The 16,934-nt window shown below is 65.3% G+C and carries 13 protein-coding genes and 4 pseudogenes; 3 read left to right on the top strand and 14 right to left on the bottom strand.

Annotated elements, in window-relative coordinates; all coding sequences use genetic code 11:
* Window positions 1-226: 226 nt before the first annotated feature.
* Window positions 227-1,362, top strand: a pseudogene (locus tag FQV39_RS20955) (Tn3 family transposase); the annotation flags it as partial.
* Between the two features lie 11 nt (window positions 1,363-1,373).
* Here FQV39_RS20955 and FQV39_RS20950 read toward each other — a convergent pair.
* The 7 genes from FQV39_RS20950 to FQV39_RS20920 form a co-directional block, all read right to left on the bottom strand.
* Window positions 1,374-1,580 carry a hypothetical protein gene (locus tag FQV39_RS20950; protein ID WP_149132049.1) on the bottom strand — a complete coding sequence of 69 codons (207 nt, stop codon included), beginning with the start codon at window positions 1,578-1,580 and terminating at the stop codon, window positions 1,374-1,376.
* Between the two features lie 43 nt (window positions 1,581-1,623).
* Entirely contained in the window at window positions 1,624-3,126 is a 1,503-nt protein-coding gene (locus tag FQV39_RS20945) for an ABC transporter substrate-binding protein (RefSeq protein ID WP_149132048.1), read from the bottom strand.
* A 180-nt stretch (window positions 3,127-3,306) separates the two neighbouring features.
* Window positions 3,307-4,377 carry an ABC transporter ATP-binding protein gene (locus FQV39_RS20940; protein ID WP_149132047.1) on the bottom strand — a complete coding sequence of 357 codons (1,071 nt, stop codon included), beginning with the start codon at window positions 4,375-4,377 and terminating at the stop codon, window positions 3,307-3,309.
* Entirely contained in the window at window positions 4,374-5,438 is a 1,065-nt protein-coding gene (locus tag FQV39_RS20935) for an ABC transporter ATP-binding protein (protein WP_149132046.1), read from the bottom strand. Before FQV39_RS20935 ends, FQV39_RS20940 begins: the two co-directional genes overlap by 4 nt.
* A 104-nt stretch (window positions 5,439-5,542) precedes the next feature.
* A complete protein-coding gene (locus tag FQV39_RS20930; RefSeq protein WP_149132045.1) occupies window positions 5,543-6,433 on the bottom strand; it encodes an ABC transporter permease in 891 nt (296 codons plus the stop codon).
* Complete coding sequence (locus FQV39_RS20925) at window positions 6,423-7,367, bottom strand: ABC transporter permease (RefSeq protein ID WP_149132044.1); 945 nt, start codon at window positions 7,365-7,367, stop codon at window positions 6,423-6,425. The genes FQV39_RS20930 and FQV39_RS20925 overlap by 11 nt, the downstream gene beginning before the upstream one ends.
* Window positions 7,368-7,545: 178 nt before the next feature.
* Window positions 7,546-7,806 (bottom strand): heavy-metal-associated domain-containing protein, encoded by a 261-nt coding sequence (locus tag FQV39_RS20920; RefSeq protein ID WP_149132043.1) that lies wholly within the window; start codon window positions 7,804-7,806, stop codon window positions 7,546-7,548.
* Window positions 7,807-8,116: 310 nt separating this feature from the next.
* On the opposite strand from FQV39_RS20920, the gene FQV39_RS20915 reads away from it, so the two are divergent.
* On the top strand, window positions 8,117-9,133 hold the full coding sequence (locus FQV39_RS20915; RefSeq protein WP_149132042.1) for a 2Fe-2S iron-sulfur cluster-binding protein: 1,017 nt from the start codon (window positions 8,117-8,119) through the stop codon (window positions 9,131-9,133).
* Between the two features lie 266 nt (window positions 9,134-9,399).
* On the opposite strand, the gene FQV39_RS33255 is transcribed toward FQV39_RS20915, so the two are convergent.
* Window positions 9,400-9,576, bottom strand: a complete 177-nt coding sequence (locus tag FQV39_RS33255; RefSeq protein WP_187640350.1) for a hypothetical protein — start codon at window positions 9,574-9,576, stop codon at window positions 9,400-9,402.
* On the opposite strand from FQV39_RS33255, the gene FQV39_RS20910 reads away from it, so the two are divergent.
* On the top strand, window positions 9,506-12,004 hold the full coding sequence (locus FQV39_RS20910) for a heavy metal translocating P-type ATPase (protein WP_149132041.1): 2,499 nt from the start codon (window positions 9,506-9,508) through the stop codon (window positions 12,002-12,004). The two genes, FQV39_RS33255 and FQV39_RS20910, sit on opposite strands and share 71 nt — an antisense overlap.
* Before the next feature lie 104 nt (window positions 12,005-12,108).
* Here the strand turns inward: FQV39_RS20910 and FQV39_RS20905 are convergent.
* The 6 genes and pseudogenes from FQV39_RS20905 to FQV39_RS20880 form a co-directional block, all read right to left on the bottom strand.
* Window positions 12,109-12,309 (bottom strand): annotated as a pseudogene (locus FQV39_RS20905) (IS6 family transposase); the annotation flags it as partial.
* Window positions 12,310-12,622: 313 nt separating this feature from the next.
* Complete coding sequence (locus tag FQV39_RS20900) at window positions 12,623-13,051, bottom strand: hypothetical protein (RefSeq protein ID WP_149132040.1); 429 nt, start codon at window positions 13,049-13,051, stop codon at window positions 12,623-12,625.
* Between the two features lie 420 nt (window positions 13,052-13,471).
* The gene (locus tag FQV39_RS20895; RefSeq protein WP_149132039.1) at window positions 13,472-14,173 is read right to left on the bottom strand and encodes an HpcH/HpaI aldolase family protein; all 702 of its coding nucleotides are present in this window, start codon (window positions 14,171-14,173) and stop codon (window positions 13,472-13,474) included.
* Window positions 14,174-14,186: 13 nt separating this feature from the next.
* Entirely contained in the window at window positions 14,187-14,993 is an 807-nt protein-coding gene (locus FQV39_RS20890) for an SDR family oxidoreductase (RefSeq protein ID WP_149133958.1), read from the bottom strand.
* A gap of 9 nt (window positions 14,994-15,002) precedes the next feature.
* Window positions 15,003-16,373 (bottom strand): annotated as a pseudogene (locus tag FQV39_RS20885) (hydantoinase B/oxoprolinase family protein); the annotation flags it as partial.
* Window positions 16,372-16,848: pseudogene (locus FQV39_RS20880) on the bottom strand (hydantoinase/oxoprolinase family protein); the annotation flags it as partial. The pseudogenes FQV39_RS20885 and FQV39_RS20880, both read right to left, overlap by 2 nt.
* Window positions 16,849-16,934 lie beyond the last annotated feature (86 nt).

Here is a 16,934-nt window from a genome sequence, read left to right as displayed (position 1 = left end):
ATGCCGGGCGTGCTTTCAGGGATGAACGGAAGGCTTCCTTCCGCGAGGTGGTGAACAGGCGAAGACAGCGCAGCGCGGCAGGGTTTCGCCGCGGACACCCGAAGGGGAGCCAGGCCTCGCATTCCGGAGCAGAACGGCCCGCAGTTTGCGCGGTCCTACTCTGCGGCGCTGCCGGAAGCCTGATTGCAACAGCCCGTGTGCCGTCGCGCAAATCTACACCAAGGCGGACCAGATGGTCGGTGAGGGCAATGCCACGCCGGCGTGGCTGGCCACCGACTTCAATGCCAGCCGTCGTCACGCCCTGATCATCGCGCAGGTCATCACGCTCGGTCAGAAGCTGACCGACGATGCCGTGACGATGTTCATCAAGCTGATCGGCCGGCTGTTCTCTCAGGCCCAGAGCCGCAAGAAACGGCGGCACATGGACCACCGGACGGGCAACTCCAAGGCCCTGCGTCTGTTCCTCGATGCGATAACGGCGCTGCAGTCCGCCAACGATCAGGGCCAAGACGCGATCGAGGTGCTCGACCGGGAAGTCGGCTGGCACAGATTGCTTCGGATGAAGCCGGAGCTTGCAGCCATGGTCGAGGACAACGAGGCATCCCCACTGGTCTTGGCAGCCGAGCAGTATAGTCGCACCCACAAATACGCGACGGCGTTCCTGATGACATTTACGTTCCGCTCGCGCTTCCCGATCAGCCATCTCAGTTCAACTGATCGGAAATTGATCTTTGCGCAGCAGAGGCCCGATCGCCGTCTCTATGAAATTGCGACCTTGCCAGCGTTGCGGGAGCGCCTTCGTTCAGCGGACATATGGGTAGATGGCAGCCGGTCTTTTCCGCCCGATCGATGAACACCTCATGCCGAGGACGACGTTCACCGCGATGAAAGAGGAGGACCGGCTCGGACTTGGTGTGGGCAGTGACGGTGCCGCCTGGCTCTCCGAAGCAAGGCAGGTGCTGGATTTCAATCTGAAGCGCCTGGCCTATCGGGCACGATCTGGAAAGCTCGAAGGCGTTCGTCTTGAAGCCGGAGTGCTGATCGTCACGCCGACCGCCGGTGACGTTCCCGCAGCAGTCGAAGAACTGAACGCCGAGATCAGCGAGGTGTATCCGTTGATCGAAGTTCCTGATCTCCTGAGAGAAGTCCACGAGTGGACGGGCTTTGCCGATCACTTCACGCATGTCCGCGCAGGCGATGCCCCACGAAATGTTTCCGCTATGCTGGCCGGGCGTCTTGGCCGATGCAACCAATCTCGGTCCGAAACGGATGGCCAGCGCGTCCAAGGGCATCAGCGCCCACCAGATCGGCTGGATGCGCACCTTCCACGCCCGCTCGGAAACCTATCGCGCCGCTCAGGCGTTGCGGCCGGCTTACTCCAGCGCCGGCGTCACCGTGTAGTAGTTGATGAAATGCGGCTTATAGTTCTTCACCTTGGTTGAGACGGCGTCGTAGCTCGTCTCGTGGATCAGGAAGACGTTGATCGCCTCCTTCTGGATCTTCTCGGCGAGGGTCGCATAGAGCTTGAAGCGCTCCGCCTGACCCTGCACGCCGTAGATCTTCTTGATGTCGGCATCCATCTCGGGCGTGCAGAAATGCGCGATGTTGAAGCTGTCCGGTCGATCAGTTGATCGAAAGGGTCGGGGTCAGCGTGTAGTAGTTCAGCGGGTGGGTCTTATAGTTGCTGACCTTGGCGTTATAGGCATCATACGCCGTCTCATTGACAAGGAAGACAGTCAATGCCTGGGACTGAACCGTCTGGGCGATGTCGCGATAGGCGGCGATGCGCGCTGCCGGCTCCTGGATCTTGAAGAGTCCCTTGAGCTTTTCATCCATCTCCGGCGTGCAGTAGTGAGAGATGTTGTAGTTGCCGCCACAAGCGTAGTCCGCGTTCAGGTAGCTCGCGGGTTCCGCCGCGTCCGTGAGATAGCCGCGGGACATGAGGGCCATGTCGTAATTGCCGGAGAGCATGTCGGGCTCGACGGCGTTATATTCCGCCGACCTGACATTGACCTCGATGCCGATCGCCTTGAGCTGGTCCTGGATGACGGCCGCGACGTCCTTGAACTCCGCCCGGTTCGTATAGGCGATGAGGTTCAGCTTGAGCGTTCCGGGCTTGATGCCGGCTTCAGCCAGCAGGGCCTGGGCCTTCTTCAGGTCGTAGGGCGGCTTGGCACCCTTCAGCGCCCAGGGGTCCGTGGAGACGAAGGGGCCGACGGCGGGCTGCACGGCGCCCTCGTAGACGGCGGCGGCCAGACCGGCCGTATCGATGGCCGCCTGGATCGCCTGACGGACCTTCATATTGTCGAGCGGCGGCTTCTTGTTGTTCAACAGCAGCATGGTCGTCCGCGGCGCGTTCAGCTGTTCGATCTTGACGCCGGATGTCGACTTCACCCGGCCGACCACCAACGGCGGAATGAGGCGAACGAGGTCGGCCTCGCCCGTCCGGATCTGCATGGCGCGGCTGTTGGGATCGATGATGAACCTGATCTCGGCGCCGGCCAGCACCGGCTTGCCGCCCCAATAACTATCGTTGCGCTTGACGATGATCCGCTGGGCCGGATCCACCTCCGTCATGATGAAGGGGCCGGTGCAGGTGTTGACCGGGTTGACTTTGCCGTCCTTGTAGGCTGCGGGAGACAGGATCGAGGTGGCGGGGCTGGCCATCTGCAGCGGCAGGAGCATCGACGGCTCCACGGTCGTGATCTTCACCACCTGGTCGCCGACCGCCTCGACGGATTTGATCATCTTGGGCGAGAACGCCTTGGCCGGGACCGCGGCCTTCAGCAGATTGTTGAGCGCGTTGCTGGCGGCCGCAGCATTGAGCGGCTGGCCATCCTGAAACTTCACGTTGTCCCGCAGGGTAAATTCCCAGGTGGTCGGGGACGTTTGCGTCCAGGACGTCGCGAGCCAGGGTTGCAGCTTGTTGTCGTAGTCGATGCGCGCCAGGCCTTCGTAGCAGCCGGCGCGGGAGGCGAGATAGGAATCGTCCGAACCCATTTCCCAGCCGGTTCGAACGCTCCAATAGTCGATCACGCGGATCGTCTTGGAGCCGGCAGTCTGAGCGAACGCCGCCGTCGACAGCATCGCCGCATAAATAGTGACGGCTAGAGCATTCATGCGCATGTTCCCCGTTCCTTTGTTATTGGTGGATGCCGTCGGCATCGACCGCCCAAGTGAATCGCATTTCGTTCTGCTTATGCTTGCAACTTCAGATGATCTTCCCGTCTCGGAGAATTTCGTACCGATTTCGGTAGGCTTGACCGCAGAGCACTTCATCCTCTCGACGCCCAGCCGGATAAGATGTCACTCCGCCGCCACGTGGCTCAGCGCGGCTGCGGCGGGCCCAGCCTCGCGATAGACTGCCGATGACAGGTCGAGCTCGGCCCAGCGATGGCAGCGGACGAGGTGCCCCGGCTCCGTCTGCCCGAGCTGCGGCATCTCCTTGACGCACCGCTCGGTGGCGAAGCGGCAGCGCGTCTGCAGCCTGCAGCCGGGCGGCGGGGCGAGCGGGCTCGGCAGATCGCCCTTCAGATAGCCGGCGGCGCCGTCGAGCCCGGTCTCGTCGACCATGGCGGCCGAGATCAGGGCGCGCGTATAGGGATGGCGCGGGCGCGTGAACAGCTCGTCGCGCTCGGCGACCTCGACGATCTGGCCGAGATACATCACCGCGATGCGGTCGCACATATAGTTCACGACGCGCAGATCATGGGAGATCATCAGGAGCGTCAGGCCGAAGCGCCGCTTCAGCTCCATCAGCAGATTGAGGATCTGCGTCCGCATCGAGGCGTCGAGCGCCGAGGTCGGTTCGTCGCAGACCAGGAACCTGGGCTTCAGCAGCAAGGCGCGGCCGATGACGACGCGCTGCAACTGGCCGCCGGAGCACTCGCGCGGGTAGCGTTCGGCGAAGGACGGGTCGAGCCCGACCTCTTCCAGCATCTTCACCACCTCGGCGCGCAGCGCCTCGCGCGTGCCCAGGCCGTTCTGGAGCATCGGCAGCATCATGCTGTTGCCGAGCGTCATGCGCGGATCGAGCGCCGCATAGGGATCCTGGAAGATGAGCTGCATCGTCCGCCGCATGCGGCGCAGCTCCTGGCCCTGTAGGCTGAGCACGTTGCGCCGGTCGATCCTGGCCTCGCCGCCGGTCGCGTCCGTCAGCCGCATCAGGACGCGGGCGATGGTGCTCTTGCCGCAGCCGGACTCGCCGACGAGGCCCATCACCTCTCCCTCCCGGATGGAGAAGGAGACTCCGTCGAGCGCCTTCAGCGCGAGCCCGCCGCGCATCAGGTAGTATTTCTTGAGATCGGTGACTTCGACGAAGGGCTGTTCCGCCGGAGCCGGCCGCGGCTGCGCCGTGTCGGTGTGAGGTGCGATCATGCGCAGTCTCCGCTGGCCATCGCCGGATGATCCTTGCAGGGCACGGCCCAGCAGCGGGCCGTGCAACCGCTGTGATAGGAGCTGAGCTCAGGCTCCTGTTCGCGGCAATGCGCCTGAATGCCGTTGGCGGCGGCGGTCGGGCAGCGCGGCAGGAAGCGGCAGCCTTGCCCGGCGTTGAACACGCTCTGTGCCGCCGGCAGGGAGTAGAGCCGGCCGTCGGCATCAGGCTTCAGCAGCGAGCACTGCACCAGCGCGCGCGTATAGGGATGGCGCGGCTGCTTGAGGATGTCGCGGGCCGGGCCCTCCTCGACGATGCGTCCGGCATACATCACGGCAACGCGGTCGGCGATCGCCGAGACGATCGAGAGGTCGTGGGTGATCAGCAGGATGGCGAGGTTGCGCTTGCGGCGCTGCTCGTCGAGCAGCTTGAGGATCTGCACCTGCACGGTGACGTCGAGCGCGGTGGTCGGTTCGTCGGCGATCAGGATCTGCGGCTCTCCGCTCATCGCAGCGGCCATCATCACGCGCTGCGCCATGCCGCCGGAGAGCTCATGCGCATAGCAGTCGATGCGGGTGGCTGGGGCCGGGATGCCGACATCGGCGAGCAGCCTGATCACGCGCTCCTTGACCGAGGAACGGTCGGGGCGGCGATGCTTCCACAGCGCTTCGGCCACCTGCACGCCGACCCGCGCGGTCGGATCGAGCATCGCCTGGGGCTGCTGGAAGATCATCGCGATATGGCCGCCGCGCAGATGGTTGAGCTCGGCCTGGCTCATGCCCAGCACATCGTGGCCGCGGAACAGGATCTGCCCGCCGGTGATGCCGACCTCCTGCGGCATCAGGCGCATCAGCGAGAGCGCCGTCATGCTCTTGCCGGAGCCGGATTCGCCGACCAGAGCGACGATCTCGCCGCTCCGCAGCTGCAGGCTCAGATCCTCGATAATGGTTTTCGACGTGCCCTTGCCCTGCGCCTGGACGCGCAGGTTGCGAACGTCGAGAAGCACGTCCCTGGGCGGCTCGGCGGCAGCTGCGCCGACGGCATCGGGAAGGCACTGATCCATCGATGACCCCTCTGTTTTTGGCTTTTTTGTTGTTTTCGTTCCGCTTTATGCGGATTTCGGTTTTTGAGCTCCGTCGCATTGCATCCGCGAAATCCCCGCGACCTTTATGCCTTCTCCTTCAGTTCCAGGCCCTGGCCGATCCAGGTGACCGAAAGCGCCGTCAGGAAGATCGCCAGGCCCGGCGCGACCACCAGCAGCGGCATCCGCTCGACGAAGGGCTGCGCCTCGGCCAGCATCAGGGCCCAGTCGGCGCGCGGCGGCTGCACGCCCAGCCCGATGAAGGAGAGACCGCCCACCGTGATCAGCTTGTGGCCGAAGCGCAGGAAGGTGATCGCCGCGATCGGCCGCAAGGTGTTGGGGATGATGTGACGGACGATGATGAAGGTGCGCGAGCAGCCAAGCACCTCGGCGGCGTTGATGTATTCCTTGGTGCTGATCACCAGCGCCAGCCCGCGCGCCAGCCGGGCGAAGGGCGTCCAGCCGATGATCGTCAGCGAGATGATCAGCGTGGTGTAGCCCGACCCGAGGATGGCGATGGCGAAGATCGCGACCACCACGTCGGGAAAAGCGATCAGCAGATCGACAGCGCGCATGATGAGTTCGTCGACCCAGCCGCCCGAGCGCGCCGAGATGATGCCGATCACGGTGCCGATGCTGACGCAGAGCAGCAGCGTGATCATCGCGATCAGCACTGAAAACTGGCCGCCGACCAAGATGCGGCTCAAGAGATCGCGGCCGAGATGATCGGTGCCAAGCCAATGGGCGGCGCTCGGCGCGGAGAGCCGGCGCAGCAGGCTCTGGGCCGCGGGATTATAGGGCGCGATCCAGGGGCCAATGATCAGCATGAGGGAGATCAGCACGAACAGCACGAGCCCGGCCTTGAAGGTCCAGTGCCGGCTGCGCGCGAAGCGCAGGAAGCGGCGAAGGGCCGAGGGCTGCCTCGTGGCGGCACGGGGCTCGAGCGAGATCGGGGAGATGGCGGCTTCAGTGGACATGGCCCATCCGCACAACCGGGTTCAACAGGATATAGAGAATGTCGGCGATCGTGTTGATCACGATCGACAAGACGACGATGCACATGAAGCTCGCCTGCAGCACCGGCACGTCGTTGTTGATCACGCTCTCATAGATCAGCCGGCCCATGCCGGGGATCGCGAAGATCACCTCGACCACGACCGAGCCGCCGAGCAGCCCGGCCAGCCACAGCGCGAACAGGGTGACGACCGGCATCGAGCCGTTGCGCAAGCCATGGCGCATCACCGTCTCGCGCATGCTCAAGCCCCGGCTGAGCGCGGCGGTGATGTAGGGCGCCTGCAGCACGTCGATCATTGCGGCGCGGGTGACGCGGGTGAAATAGGCCATCGGCCGCAGCGACAGCACCAGAGCAGGCAGCACCGCATAGGACGGGCCCTGCCAGCCGGCGGAGGGCAGCAGGCCGAGATAGAGCGAGAAGATCAGCACCGCGATCGGCGCGAACCAGTATTCGGGGATCGCGACAAGGGACTGCGTGACGAAGGTGACGAGGTTATCGAACCGCCCGCCCGGCTTCAGCGCCGCAAGCGTCCCGGCCGGCAGGGAGACGAGCAGGGCAAGCCCCAGCGCCGCCATCGCCAGAGTGAAGGAGACGCCGAGCGAGCGCAGAACCTCCTGTCCCACCGGGCTACGGCTGACGAAGGAATAGCCGAAATCGCAGTGCAAGGCCGCATTCAGCCAGGACAGATACTGGAGAAAGAGCGGCTGATCGAGGCCGAGGCTGATACGCAGCGCCTCGACGGCCTCGGCATCGAGCGCGACATCGGCGACACGCGATTGCAGGATCGTCCGCACCGGGTCGCCGCCATGCATATAGGGCACGATGAAGGCGAGCACGGAAATGAAGAGACAGGTCGCGACGAGCAGCGCGAACCGTTTCAGAGCGATCGTCCACATTTCCCCTCCTCTCTATTCAGGTAGGGCTCGTCGGGATCAGCCGTCTTCTGCAGCTTGGATGCCGATGGGAGCCGTTACCGCGCGGATCCGGGCCGCGCTCGCCGGAAGCGGACCCGCTCTCCCGCCGCAGGCGCCATCAGCACCCTCGGGCGGCGGGAGACGGGCGCGCTTTCAGGCCTCAGCCATGCACCGGAGCTGCCTCCGGCGTGTAGCCAGCCAGCGAGATGATCTCCCGAACCTTCGCCAGATCCGCGCCCTCGACCGAGACCAGGCGAGCCTCGGGATTGGCGTTGACCTTGGCGCCGGGGATCGAGCTCTCGATGGCGCTCTTGATGGTACCCGCACAATGGCCGCAGGTCATGTCCTCGACACGAACGGACACGCCAGAGGCGGCGGCGGAAGCAACTTCATGATCATGCGACTGATGGGCTTGGCACATGGGACGTTTCTCCTCATAGGGTGAATGAAAATCAGTTTCGGTCCTTGCCATGTGGCAAGGTCAAGCGGGTTTTTTCGCCGCCTCAGCGTCTCGGCCATGACCGGGAGTTGGGCTGGGCTGGACAGGGGCCGTCTCCGCCTGACGGCATTGCGGGACACAGCTGTACAAGCTGGAGCGAGGAGAGGTTCAAGAGGCAAATTCAAGGCCGAGGCCAAAACCCGAGCGCATCATGCCGACGCAATACCCCCTTGACCTTCCCAGGATGGAAGGCCGCATCGACTCTGCCGTTCCTCATAAGCCGAGGTGGCAGATGACCGAGAGCTACAGCGTCCATATCGCGAATCTTGCGGCCGACCTCACGGTCGCGGCGGATACGACGATCCTCAAGGCGGCCCAGGCCGCAGGGCACCCCTATCCCTATGGCTGCCAGGTCGGGCGCTGCGGCGCCTGCAAATCGCGGCTGCTGGCGGGCGAGGTCGAGCTGCTGCCGCATACGCCCTTCGCCCTGACCGCGGCCGATCGCGAGCGCGGTTTCGTGCTTGCCTGCCGCGCGCAGCCGCGCAGCGACTGCAGCATCGCCTGGCTCGGCAGCGATGCGGCCGGCCATCCCCTGCGCGAGGTTTCCGGCCAGGTCGTCTCGCTGCAGCGCCCGACGCCGGACATCTCGATCCTGCAGATCGCGCTGGAGAGCGAGCCGCTCGCCTTCACCGCCGGCCAATATGCCGAACTCAGCTTCGCCGGCTGCCCGCCGCGGAACTATTCGATGGCGAACGAGCCGGGCGAGCCGCTGCTCGAATTCCACATCAGGCATGTCGAGGGCGGGGCGACCAGCAGCCATGTCGCGAGCGGCTTGAGGCAGGGCGACGGCGTGCTGTTGCGCGGACCGATGGGCACGGCGCATCTGCGCGCGCGGCGGACCGGCCCGATCGTGGCGGTGGCCGGCGGCACCGGGCTCGCGCCGATCCTGTCGATCCTCCACAGCGCCGCGCGCCTGCAATTGCAGCAGCCGATCCGGCTCTACAATGCGGCGCGCAGCGTGGAGAGCCTGTACCGGGAGAACGCGATCGCAGAACTCGCCGGCGGGCTGCCCGATTTCGTCTACCAGCCCGTGCTGGGCGACGGGCTCGGCGCGCATCTCGAAGCGCTGGACGGGCTGCAGAATGCGACGGCCTATGTCGCCGGCTCCCCGGGCCTGGTCGATTTCGCCGTGGCCGCGATGACGAGCCGCGGCCTCGATCCGGCGCATGCCTATGCCGATGCCTTCTTCACGGCTTCGGACCAGGCGGGCGCGGATTTGCCCGGTGTTTCGTTGCCAGCGTCGTCGTGAAAAGCTGGGACTAAGGGCCTGAGCGGAGCACCGCCACCTCGCAAACGCTGGCATCCTGCGCCGCTCTGATCTGAGCGACCGCGATCTCGGGCGTGGTGCGGACCGGCTCGCCGGTCCGAAGCGTCGGTCCGGCTTTCCGGCAGATTGAGTCGATAGGCGAGCGCTATCGCATAGGACCGAAAAGTGGAATCCACTTTTCGGAAAAATCAGATGCGATAACAAATACATAGATCGACGTCACCGCGTCCGACAGGACGCGCGGCGATCTAGGCTCGCCCGGTCGGGCTGGTCGCGGAAATCGAAAAAAGCCCCTTGACCTTACCATTGCGGGAAACCGCATAGGAGCTGCCATCGGGAGTCTGGAGAGACGCTATGTCGACCGCCGCGGTGGCTAGAAAACTGGAAGCTGTTTCGCCCGAGGTGGAAATCTCCGTCTTGAGCATGAGCTGCGCCTCCTGCGTCGGGCGGGTGGAGCGCGCGGTCGCCGCCGTCGACGGCGTCAAGGCCGTGTCCGTCAATCTCGCCACCGAGAGGGCACGGGTGACGCTCGGCGACAGCAGGGCGGATCTCGGCCCCATCGTGGAAGCGATCCGCAAAGCCGGCTACGAGACGGTGGAAGAGGCGGCCGAACTCAAGGTGACGGGCATGACCTGCGCCTCCTGCGTCGGCCGCGTCGAGCGAGCGTTGAAAGCGGTGCCGGGGGTCCTCGACGCCACCGTGAACCTCGCGACCGAGCGTGCGTCGGTCCGTTTCCTCGGCGGCGGCGAGACGGGCGCAAGGCTCGCGGCGGCGGTTGTTGCGGCCGGTTACGAGGTCGAGCCGGTCGTGACGGGCGCCGATGCCGCGGAGCGCGAGCAACGCGAGCGGGACGCGGAGCAGGCAAGGCTCAAGCGCGCCGTCATCGTCTCAGGGCTCGCCACGCTCCCCCTGCTCGTTTTCGAGATGGGGACACATCTCTACGAGCCGCTGCATCATCTTCTGGCCGCGCGAATTGGCGAGTCCAACATCAGGATCCTGTCGTTCCTGCTCGCAAGCTTCGTCCAGTTCGGGCCCGGCCTGCGTTTCCTGCAGAAGGGATGGCCGGCGCTGCTGCGCGGCGCGCCCGACATGAACTCGCTGGTTATGCTGGGCACCAGCGCCGCATATCTCTATTCGACGATTGCGAGTTTTGCTCCGCAGATCCTGCCCGAGGGCACCGATTTCACTTATTTTGAGGCCGGTGCCGTCATCGTCACGCTGATCCTGACCGGCCGCTGGTTCGAGGCGCGAGCGAAGGGCCGCACGAGCGAGGCTATCAAGCGCCTGATGTCTCTGCAGGCCAAGTCGGCGCGCGTCGTCAGGGACGGTGTCGAGATCGACGTCGGCATCGAAGGGGTGCGGCCGGGCGATATCGTCCTGGTGCGGCCCGGAGAGCGGATTCCAGTCGATGGTGAAGTCATCGACGGAGCCTCGCATGTCGATGAATCGATGATCACCGGAGAGCCCATTCCGGCCCGCAAGGAAGTTGGCAGCCTCGTGACCGGCGGGACGGTCAACGGCACCGGCGCGTTCCGATTCACCGCCAGGAAGGTCGGCGCCGACACTTTGCTCGCGCAGATCGTGCGAACGGTCGAGGCGGCGCAAGGCTCGAAGCTGCCGATCCAGGCGATGGTCGACAAGGTCACGATGTGGTTCGTGCCCGCGGTCATGGCGATGGCGCTGGTGACTTTCGGCATCTGGCTAGCCTTCGGGCCCGCACCGACTCTTTCCTTTGCCCTGGTCAACGCCGTGGCCGTTCTGATCATCGCCTGCCCCTGCGCCATGGGTCTGGCCACGCCGACCTCGATCATGGTCGGAACCGGCAAGGGTGCCGAGCTTGGCGTGCTGTTCCGTCAGGGCGAGGCGCTGCAGTCGCTCCGGGATGCCCAGGTCGTCGCGCTGGACAAGACTGGCACCCTGACGAAGGGCCGGCCGGAGCTGACCGATTTATCCGTGGTCGCGGGATTTGACGAAGCGGAGGTGCTGCGCCTCGTCGCCTCGGTCGAGACGCTCTCGGAGCATCCGGTCGCGGAGGCGATCGTGGCGGCTGCGCGGGAGCGCGGGCTTGCCCTCGCCGCCGTCACCGAATTCAACGGAGAACCCGGCTTCGGGGTCAGCGCCTCCGTCGAGGGACACAAGGTCGAGGTCGGCGCCGGCCGCCTGATGCAGCGACTGGGCCTCGACCTGTCCGCATTCGACAGCGAGGCCGCCGAACTGGCGGACACCGGCAAGACGCCGCTCTACGCAGCGATCGACGGAAAGCTGGCCTGCATCATCGCCGTGGCAGACCCGATCAAGAAGACCACGCCGGAAGCTCTCGCCGCGCTCAAGGCGCTCGGCCTGCGTATCGCCATGGTGACGGGCGACAATGCCCGCACCGCCCAGGCGATCGCGAAGCGCCTGGGCATCACCGAGGTTATCGCCGAGGTCCTGCCCACCGACAAGGCAAACGTCGTCAAATCACTGCAGGCCGCCGGCGCCAAGGTCGCCTTCGTGGGCGACGGAATCAACGACGCGCCGGCCTTGGCGCAGGCGGATGTCGGCCTCGCCATCGGCACCGGCACGGATATCGCTATCGAGAGCGCGGATGTCGTGCTGATGTCGGGCGACCTGAACGGCGTCCCCAAGGCGATTGCGCTGTCTCAGGCCACGATCGCGAACATTCGTCAGAATCTGAGCTGGGCCTTCGGCTACAATATTGTGCTGATTCCCGTCGCGGCAGGAGCGCTCTACCCGCAGTTCGGCATCCTGATGTCGCCGATGTTCGCGGGGCTGGCGATGGCGCTGTCGAGTGTTAGCGTCCTGACCAATGCGCTGCGGCTCAAGCGCTTCAAGGCGGACGCTCCGGACTGACCCGGCCCCGCCTCACCGCCGCATAGCGCATTTCCGAGCGAAGTAGATGCTGGTTTGCGTCAAGACCAGCCCGCTGCGACGCACAGGTCTGCGCTCGTGCAGAGCCTGTTCCGAAGGTTCCGGGCGAACTGCAGCCCGAACTTTTGCGTCCAGGTCCGGATCGCCTCGTAGCTGACGTCGATCCCGCGCTCCGCCAGCAGATCTTCGACATCCCGGAAGCTGAGCGTGAACCGGAAATACGGCCAGACCGCGTGGCGGATCACGATCGGTGGGAAGCGGTGACGCTTATATGAGATCGACTTCATCGGCACACATTAGCCGCAGGATCCGGGCGTCGAAATCCCAGACCTCCTCCGACATAGAGCTGCGCCGAACGCTCCCAGTTACCCTGACAATGCCCTTCGTTCCGCTGGCGCATCCGTCTGGTCACGCTGAGGCGGACTTCGGTAACGCGATCGCAGTGGTGGGCGGAGAGTGCGCCAGAAGACCCACTTCTTCTGCCTGGACCTGCCGCAGTCGGACGCCTGCTTCGCGGAACGCCCAGGGAACGAACCTCAGCTCATCGCCTTCAGTATCGCGCGATAGTCGATCTCGGCGCGTAGGAACGCGACCAAGAAGCTACTGCGGTTTCGACTTGCGCGGCCAAGCATTCTGGATCGCAGCAAAAAAGAATGCGGTCGTCAGGCCGAACAGAATCGATCCGTTTACGGCCTCAATGGCTCCGACGAGTCGCCAGTCAGGGGCGAGGAGTTCCGGTGCGTGACCATAGCTGGTGATCGCTTCTAACGAATAGAGAATTGCCTCGGAGAAATCAGGCAGGGCGCCGACATGCAGGTACAGAAGTGCCCAAGCGATCGCCTCAAAGGAATGGAGGACAGCAGCGAACAAAGCGAGGATCCCAACGGAAACGTTGAAAGAGAGCATCGTCCGGGCCGAAGGCCCGATCTCAGGTATCAAAGCCTTCGTCATGGTCATGAATGCCGTCACGTGTATGACGACTGTTGCGACGAGAAGTGGCAAACCCAAAAGCCAGTTGTTTGCCCACATCAGGTGCCTCGTCTCCACGTCGGCAGCGCACTGGCCATTTCAGACCTGCGGGCTTCTGCGTCTTGCCATTTCACGCCAAAGGGACCTGGACGTGGCCCGCGGGTGACTGTCGCGTCCATCATGAGGAGAAGGCGCCCTCAGGAAGCCGGCCGACGCACGCCCGTCGCTGCGCTTCATGTTGTGCGCCTGCGCCATTGGCGACCACACGCGATCCGACCACGATGCGACCGGTCTCCGTGAGTCGATACGAGATGGCGAGATGGAAGCGGCCGTCGCCGGGGGCCGCTGTCGGTGCCTGTCGAGGTCGCGCGGACTAGCGGGCAAGGGTGCGGAGCGCGACGTGCGGGGCATCAACGAGCATTCGGAACTCTCGCAACACCGCAGCGGACTATCCAGGCATCACCGTCGCTGACGCGGCGATTATCCGGCGAGCAGGTCTGCGAGTTCCGTCATACCTCGGCGCAGGAATGGGTCGGAGTGGACGTAGAAGAACTGCACGCCTTGCTTCCACCAATGCGGCAGTTCCGCCAGCGTCGCCAGCGTGCCCGCCACCTTGCCAGCGGCGTAGATTTTCGCGACCGCTTCGCCGACCTTATCCCGAACCACCTGAGGCCGAGGCTCGCCGAAGGGGGGAGCCGGGGCAAAGCCCATGTCCTGCGAAAGATCGCCTGGCCCGACGAAGAAGACGTCGACACCTTCAACCGCGAGCATCTCATCGAGTCGATCGATTGCGGCAACGGTCTCGATCATCGCGATGACCAGACGCTCGCCGTGATCGGCATGGCAGCCATAGCGGACCGCGTCGACGATCGCGCGCGCTTCCGCTGCCGTCTCCATCATCGGCACCATCAGCGCGTCGGCGCCCGCGTTGAGATAGCGGATGAGAAGCGAACGCTGATGGCAATCGGGCCGCACGATCGCGGTCCCGCCCGCCCCGCGGATCGCCTGAGCGGTCAGGCGGATATCCTCGAAGCTCCAGGTGCCGTGCTCGCAATCGAGAAAGATCGCGTCGGCGCCGAGTTCGGTCAGCCGCACCGCATGGCCGGGCGACGCGTAATGCGCCGTCAGCATGCTCAAGCACTCGCCACGATTCAGCCGCTCGCGCAATCGCGCTCCATTCATCGTCGTCGTCCTTCTATGCCGAGCGCGGGCGATCAGGCAGATCATTGGGCGCGCCGATCCAGCGCGCGGTTTCGAGATCGGCCGAGATGTCGCGCTGGCGGGTCGGGCAGATCTGCAGTTCCGGAATCATCGCCCCGGCGCGCAGGCTGGCGCAGAGCAGCACCGCCCGCGCCACGTCATGGGCTTTCAGCATCACGGCGCGCTCCTCCAGTAGTGGCGGACGGGCGCGGTTGTTCATGATCGGCGTGTCGGTCTCGCCGGGCAGGATCGTCGTCGCGCGGATGCCCTGGTTGCGATAGGTGTTGTGCAGGAAGCCCATGAAGTTGCGCACGCCGGCCTTGGCCGCGCCATAGGCCGCCCCGCCGAGAAGGTTGGGGTTCAGCGCCGCGAGCGACGCGATGGTGATGATCGTGCCCTCGCCGCGGGCGATCATCGCCGGTAGCACCGCCTGCGTCAGATTGAAGACGGCGGTCAGATTGACGTTGACCGTCGCGTTCCACTCTTCCTCGGAGAGGAAGCGCGCATTCAGCACCTTACTGGCGCTGCCGGCATTGTTGACCAGGATATCGACGGCTCCGACCTCGCGCTCGACCGCGGCGATCGTCTCGACGATCTCCTGGCGCGAGGCGATATCGAGCGTCCTGGCGATCGCTTTTCCGCCGCGGCTGGCGATCGTCGCAGCGACGGCAGCGAGCGGCTCATGCCGGCGGCCCGCGAGGACGACGGTCGCGCCTTCGGCGGCGAGCAGGAGCGCGCTTTCGCGGCCAATGCCGGACCCCGCGCCGGTGACAAGAGCGACCTTGCCGTCGAGCAAACCCATCATCTCGTCCTATTCTGCCGCGAGCGCTTCCGAGCGGCCGTAGACCCGCCGCGCAGCCTCGCCCGTCACCAGCCCTTCCGCCAGATCCTTGGCGAGATCGGCAGCCGAGCGCTCGCTCGCGCGCCCCCAGCCGCCGCCGCCCGGCGTCTCGACCTCGAGCCTGTCGCCGGTCTTCAGCACGACCTTGCCCTTCGGAAATTGCGGCTTGCCGTTCTTGGTGACCCGGCCGGGCGTGCCCGACTGCCCCTCGACGACGCCGAAGCAAGGGTGGCGCACCCGTTCGGTGGCGAGATAGACGCTCATCGGCGCCTTGGCGCGGTTGCGCAGCACAACGCGCTGGCCGAGCCCGCCGCGGTGACGCCCGGCGCCGCCCGAATCTGGGATCAGCTGCTTGCATTCGGTCAGCACCGGCACGGCGATCTCGAACATCTCGATCGCGGTGACCTTGCAGTTCGAAGGGAAGCTCAAGGTATCGAGCCCGTCGAGCGCCGAGCGGGCGCCCTGGCCGCCATGAAAGTTCTGGACCGAGCCGTATTGCGAGCCGTCGTTGCGGCGTCCGACGCAATTGGCCGCCCAGATCGGCGCGCCGCCGCTGTCGCCCATCACCCGCTCCGGCACGATGCCTGCGAGCGCCTTGAAGATCAGCGAGGGAATGACGTGGCCGATCAGGTTGCGCGAATTGCCCGCCGTCCAGGCCTCCGGATTGAGGATGGAGCCGAGCGGCGCCTCGTCGGTCACCGGCGTGATGCAGCCCTCATTGTTCGGCGTCTCGGGGTCGAGCAGGCATTTCAGCGCATAGACCGAGTGGGCATAGCGGTAGTTGGTGCGGCAGTTGATCGAATGCAGCAGCTGGTTCGAGGAGCCGGCATAGTCGACGTGGACACTATCGTCGCCGACGATCACCGCGGCCTTGAGCTTCACGTCGGTATCGTAGCCGTCGAGCAGCACCTCCGCTTCGTAGCGGCCGTTCGGCCAGGTGCGGATCGCCTGGCGCATTTTCGCTTCCGAGCGCGCATGGATCGCGTCCGCCAGCCCGTCGAGCTCGTCGAGGCCGTACTCGTCCATGAATTTCACCAGCTCGCGGCCCATCACCGCATTGGCCGCGACCATGGATTCAAGGTCGCCGCGCACTTCGGTCGGCAGGCGCACCGAGGCGGCGATGATGTCCAGCACATCGGCATTCGGCACGCCGGCGCGGTGCAGCTTCACGATCGGGAAGCGGATGCCTTCCTCGTAGATGTCGGTCGCTTCGGAATGCAGCGGCGCGCCGCCGATATCCGGCAGATGCGCGATCGAGCCGGCATAGGCGACGATTTTCCCGTTCTTGAAGATCGGCGTGATCATGGTGACGTCCGGCAGGTGGCCGGTGCCGATCTCAGGTGCTGCGCGGCCGCGCCACCTTGTCCTTGGCGCCGGAAGCGCGCAGGCGCCAGGTGATGATCTCGACGGCCGCCTTGACCGTGCGGCCAAAAAGCTCCCGATAGAGCCGGGTGAAGTTCGCCGTCAGCTCCGAGAGGAAGGCTTCGCGCGGCAGGGCGAGATCCGGCAGCGGCACGGTGATCTCATGGCCCTGGCCGACATAGCGCATGTCGACCGTGTAGCTGTTGGTGATCGCATCGCGCGGCACGCCGGCCGCCGCCACGACCTCCGCCCCCTGCCCTGCCAGGTCGCCGAGCAGGCGGCTCGCTTCGGCTTCGTCCCAGTTCGCCAGCGCCATCGGCAGGCTGCTCGAGAGATCGACCGCGACGGGCGCGATGATCAGGCCGATGGCGGAGGTCACGCCGGCGCCTGTCGGGCAGATGATGCGCTTGATGCCGAGCTTGCGGGCAATGCCATAGGCATGGACCGGGCCGGCGTCCGGCCGGGACGCTCGACACGCGGAAACCGCACCTACCGTTGGCCTCCTTGCGTGGCTGCGCCAATACTGGCATCTTTGATCTC

This window comes from Bosea sp. F3-2 (assembly GCF_008253865.1).
In the GTDB taxonomy this organism is placed as follows: domain Bacteria; phylum Pseudomonadota; class Alphaproteobacteria; order Rhizobiales; family Beijerinckiaceae; genus Allobosea.
This window is presented reverse-complemented; position numbering and strand designations above follow the sequence as displayed.

Coding starts and splice junctions, on each gene's coding strand:
- FQV39_RS20950 (WP_149132049.1), bottom strand. CDS start 1,580: ATGGATGCCGACATCAAGAAGATCTACGGCGTGCAGGGTCAGGCGGAG.
- FQV39_RS20945 (WP_149132048.1), bottom strand. CDS start 3,126: ATGCGCATGAATGCTCTAGCCGTCACTATTTATGCGGCGATGCTGTCG.
- FQV39_RS20940 (WP_149132047.1), bottom strand. CDS start 4,377: ATGATCGCACCTCACACCGACACGGCGCAGCCGCGGCCGGCTCCGGCG.
- FQV39_RS20935 (WP_149132046.1), bottom strand. CDS start 5,438: ATGGATCAGTGCCTTCCCGATGCCGTCGGCGCAGCTGCCGCCGAGCCG.
- FQV39_RS20930 (WP_149132045.1), bottom strand. CDS start 6,433: ATGTCCACTGAAGCCGCCATCTCCCCGATCTCGCTCGAGCCCCGTGCC.
- FQV39_RS20925 (WP_149132044.1), bottom strand. CDS start 7,367: ATGTGGACGATCGCTCTGAAACGGTTCGCGCTGCTCGTCGCGACCTGT.
- FQV39_RS20920 (WP_149132043.1), bottom strand. CDS start 7,806: ATGTGCCAAGCCCATCAGTCGCATGATCATGAAGTTGCTTCCGCCGCC.
- FQV39_RS20915 (WP_149132042.1), top strand. CDS start 8,117: ATGACCGAGAGCTACAGCGTCCATATCGCGAATCTTGCGGCCGACCTC.
- FQV39_RS20910 (WP_149132041.1), top strand. CDS start 9,506: ATGTCGACCGCCGCGGTGGCTAGAAAACTGGAAGCTGTTTCGCCCGAG.
- FQV39_RS33255 (WP_187640350.1), bottom strand. CDS start 9,576: ATGCTCAAGACGGAGATTTCCACCTCGGGCGAAACAGCTTCCAGTTTT.
- FQV39_RS20900 (WP_149132040.1), bottom strand. CDS start 13,051: ATGTGGGCAAACAACTGGCTTTTGGGTTTGCCACTTCTCGTCGCAACA.
- FQV39_RS20895 (WP_149132039.1), bottom strand. CDS start 14,173: ATGAATGGAGCGCGATTGCGCGAGCGGCTGAATCGTGGCGAGTGCTTG.
- FQV39_RS20890 (WP_149133958.1), bottom strand. CDS start 14,993: ATGGGTTTGCTCGACGGCAAGGTCGCTCTTGTCACCGGCGCGGGGTCC.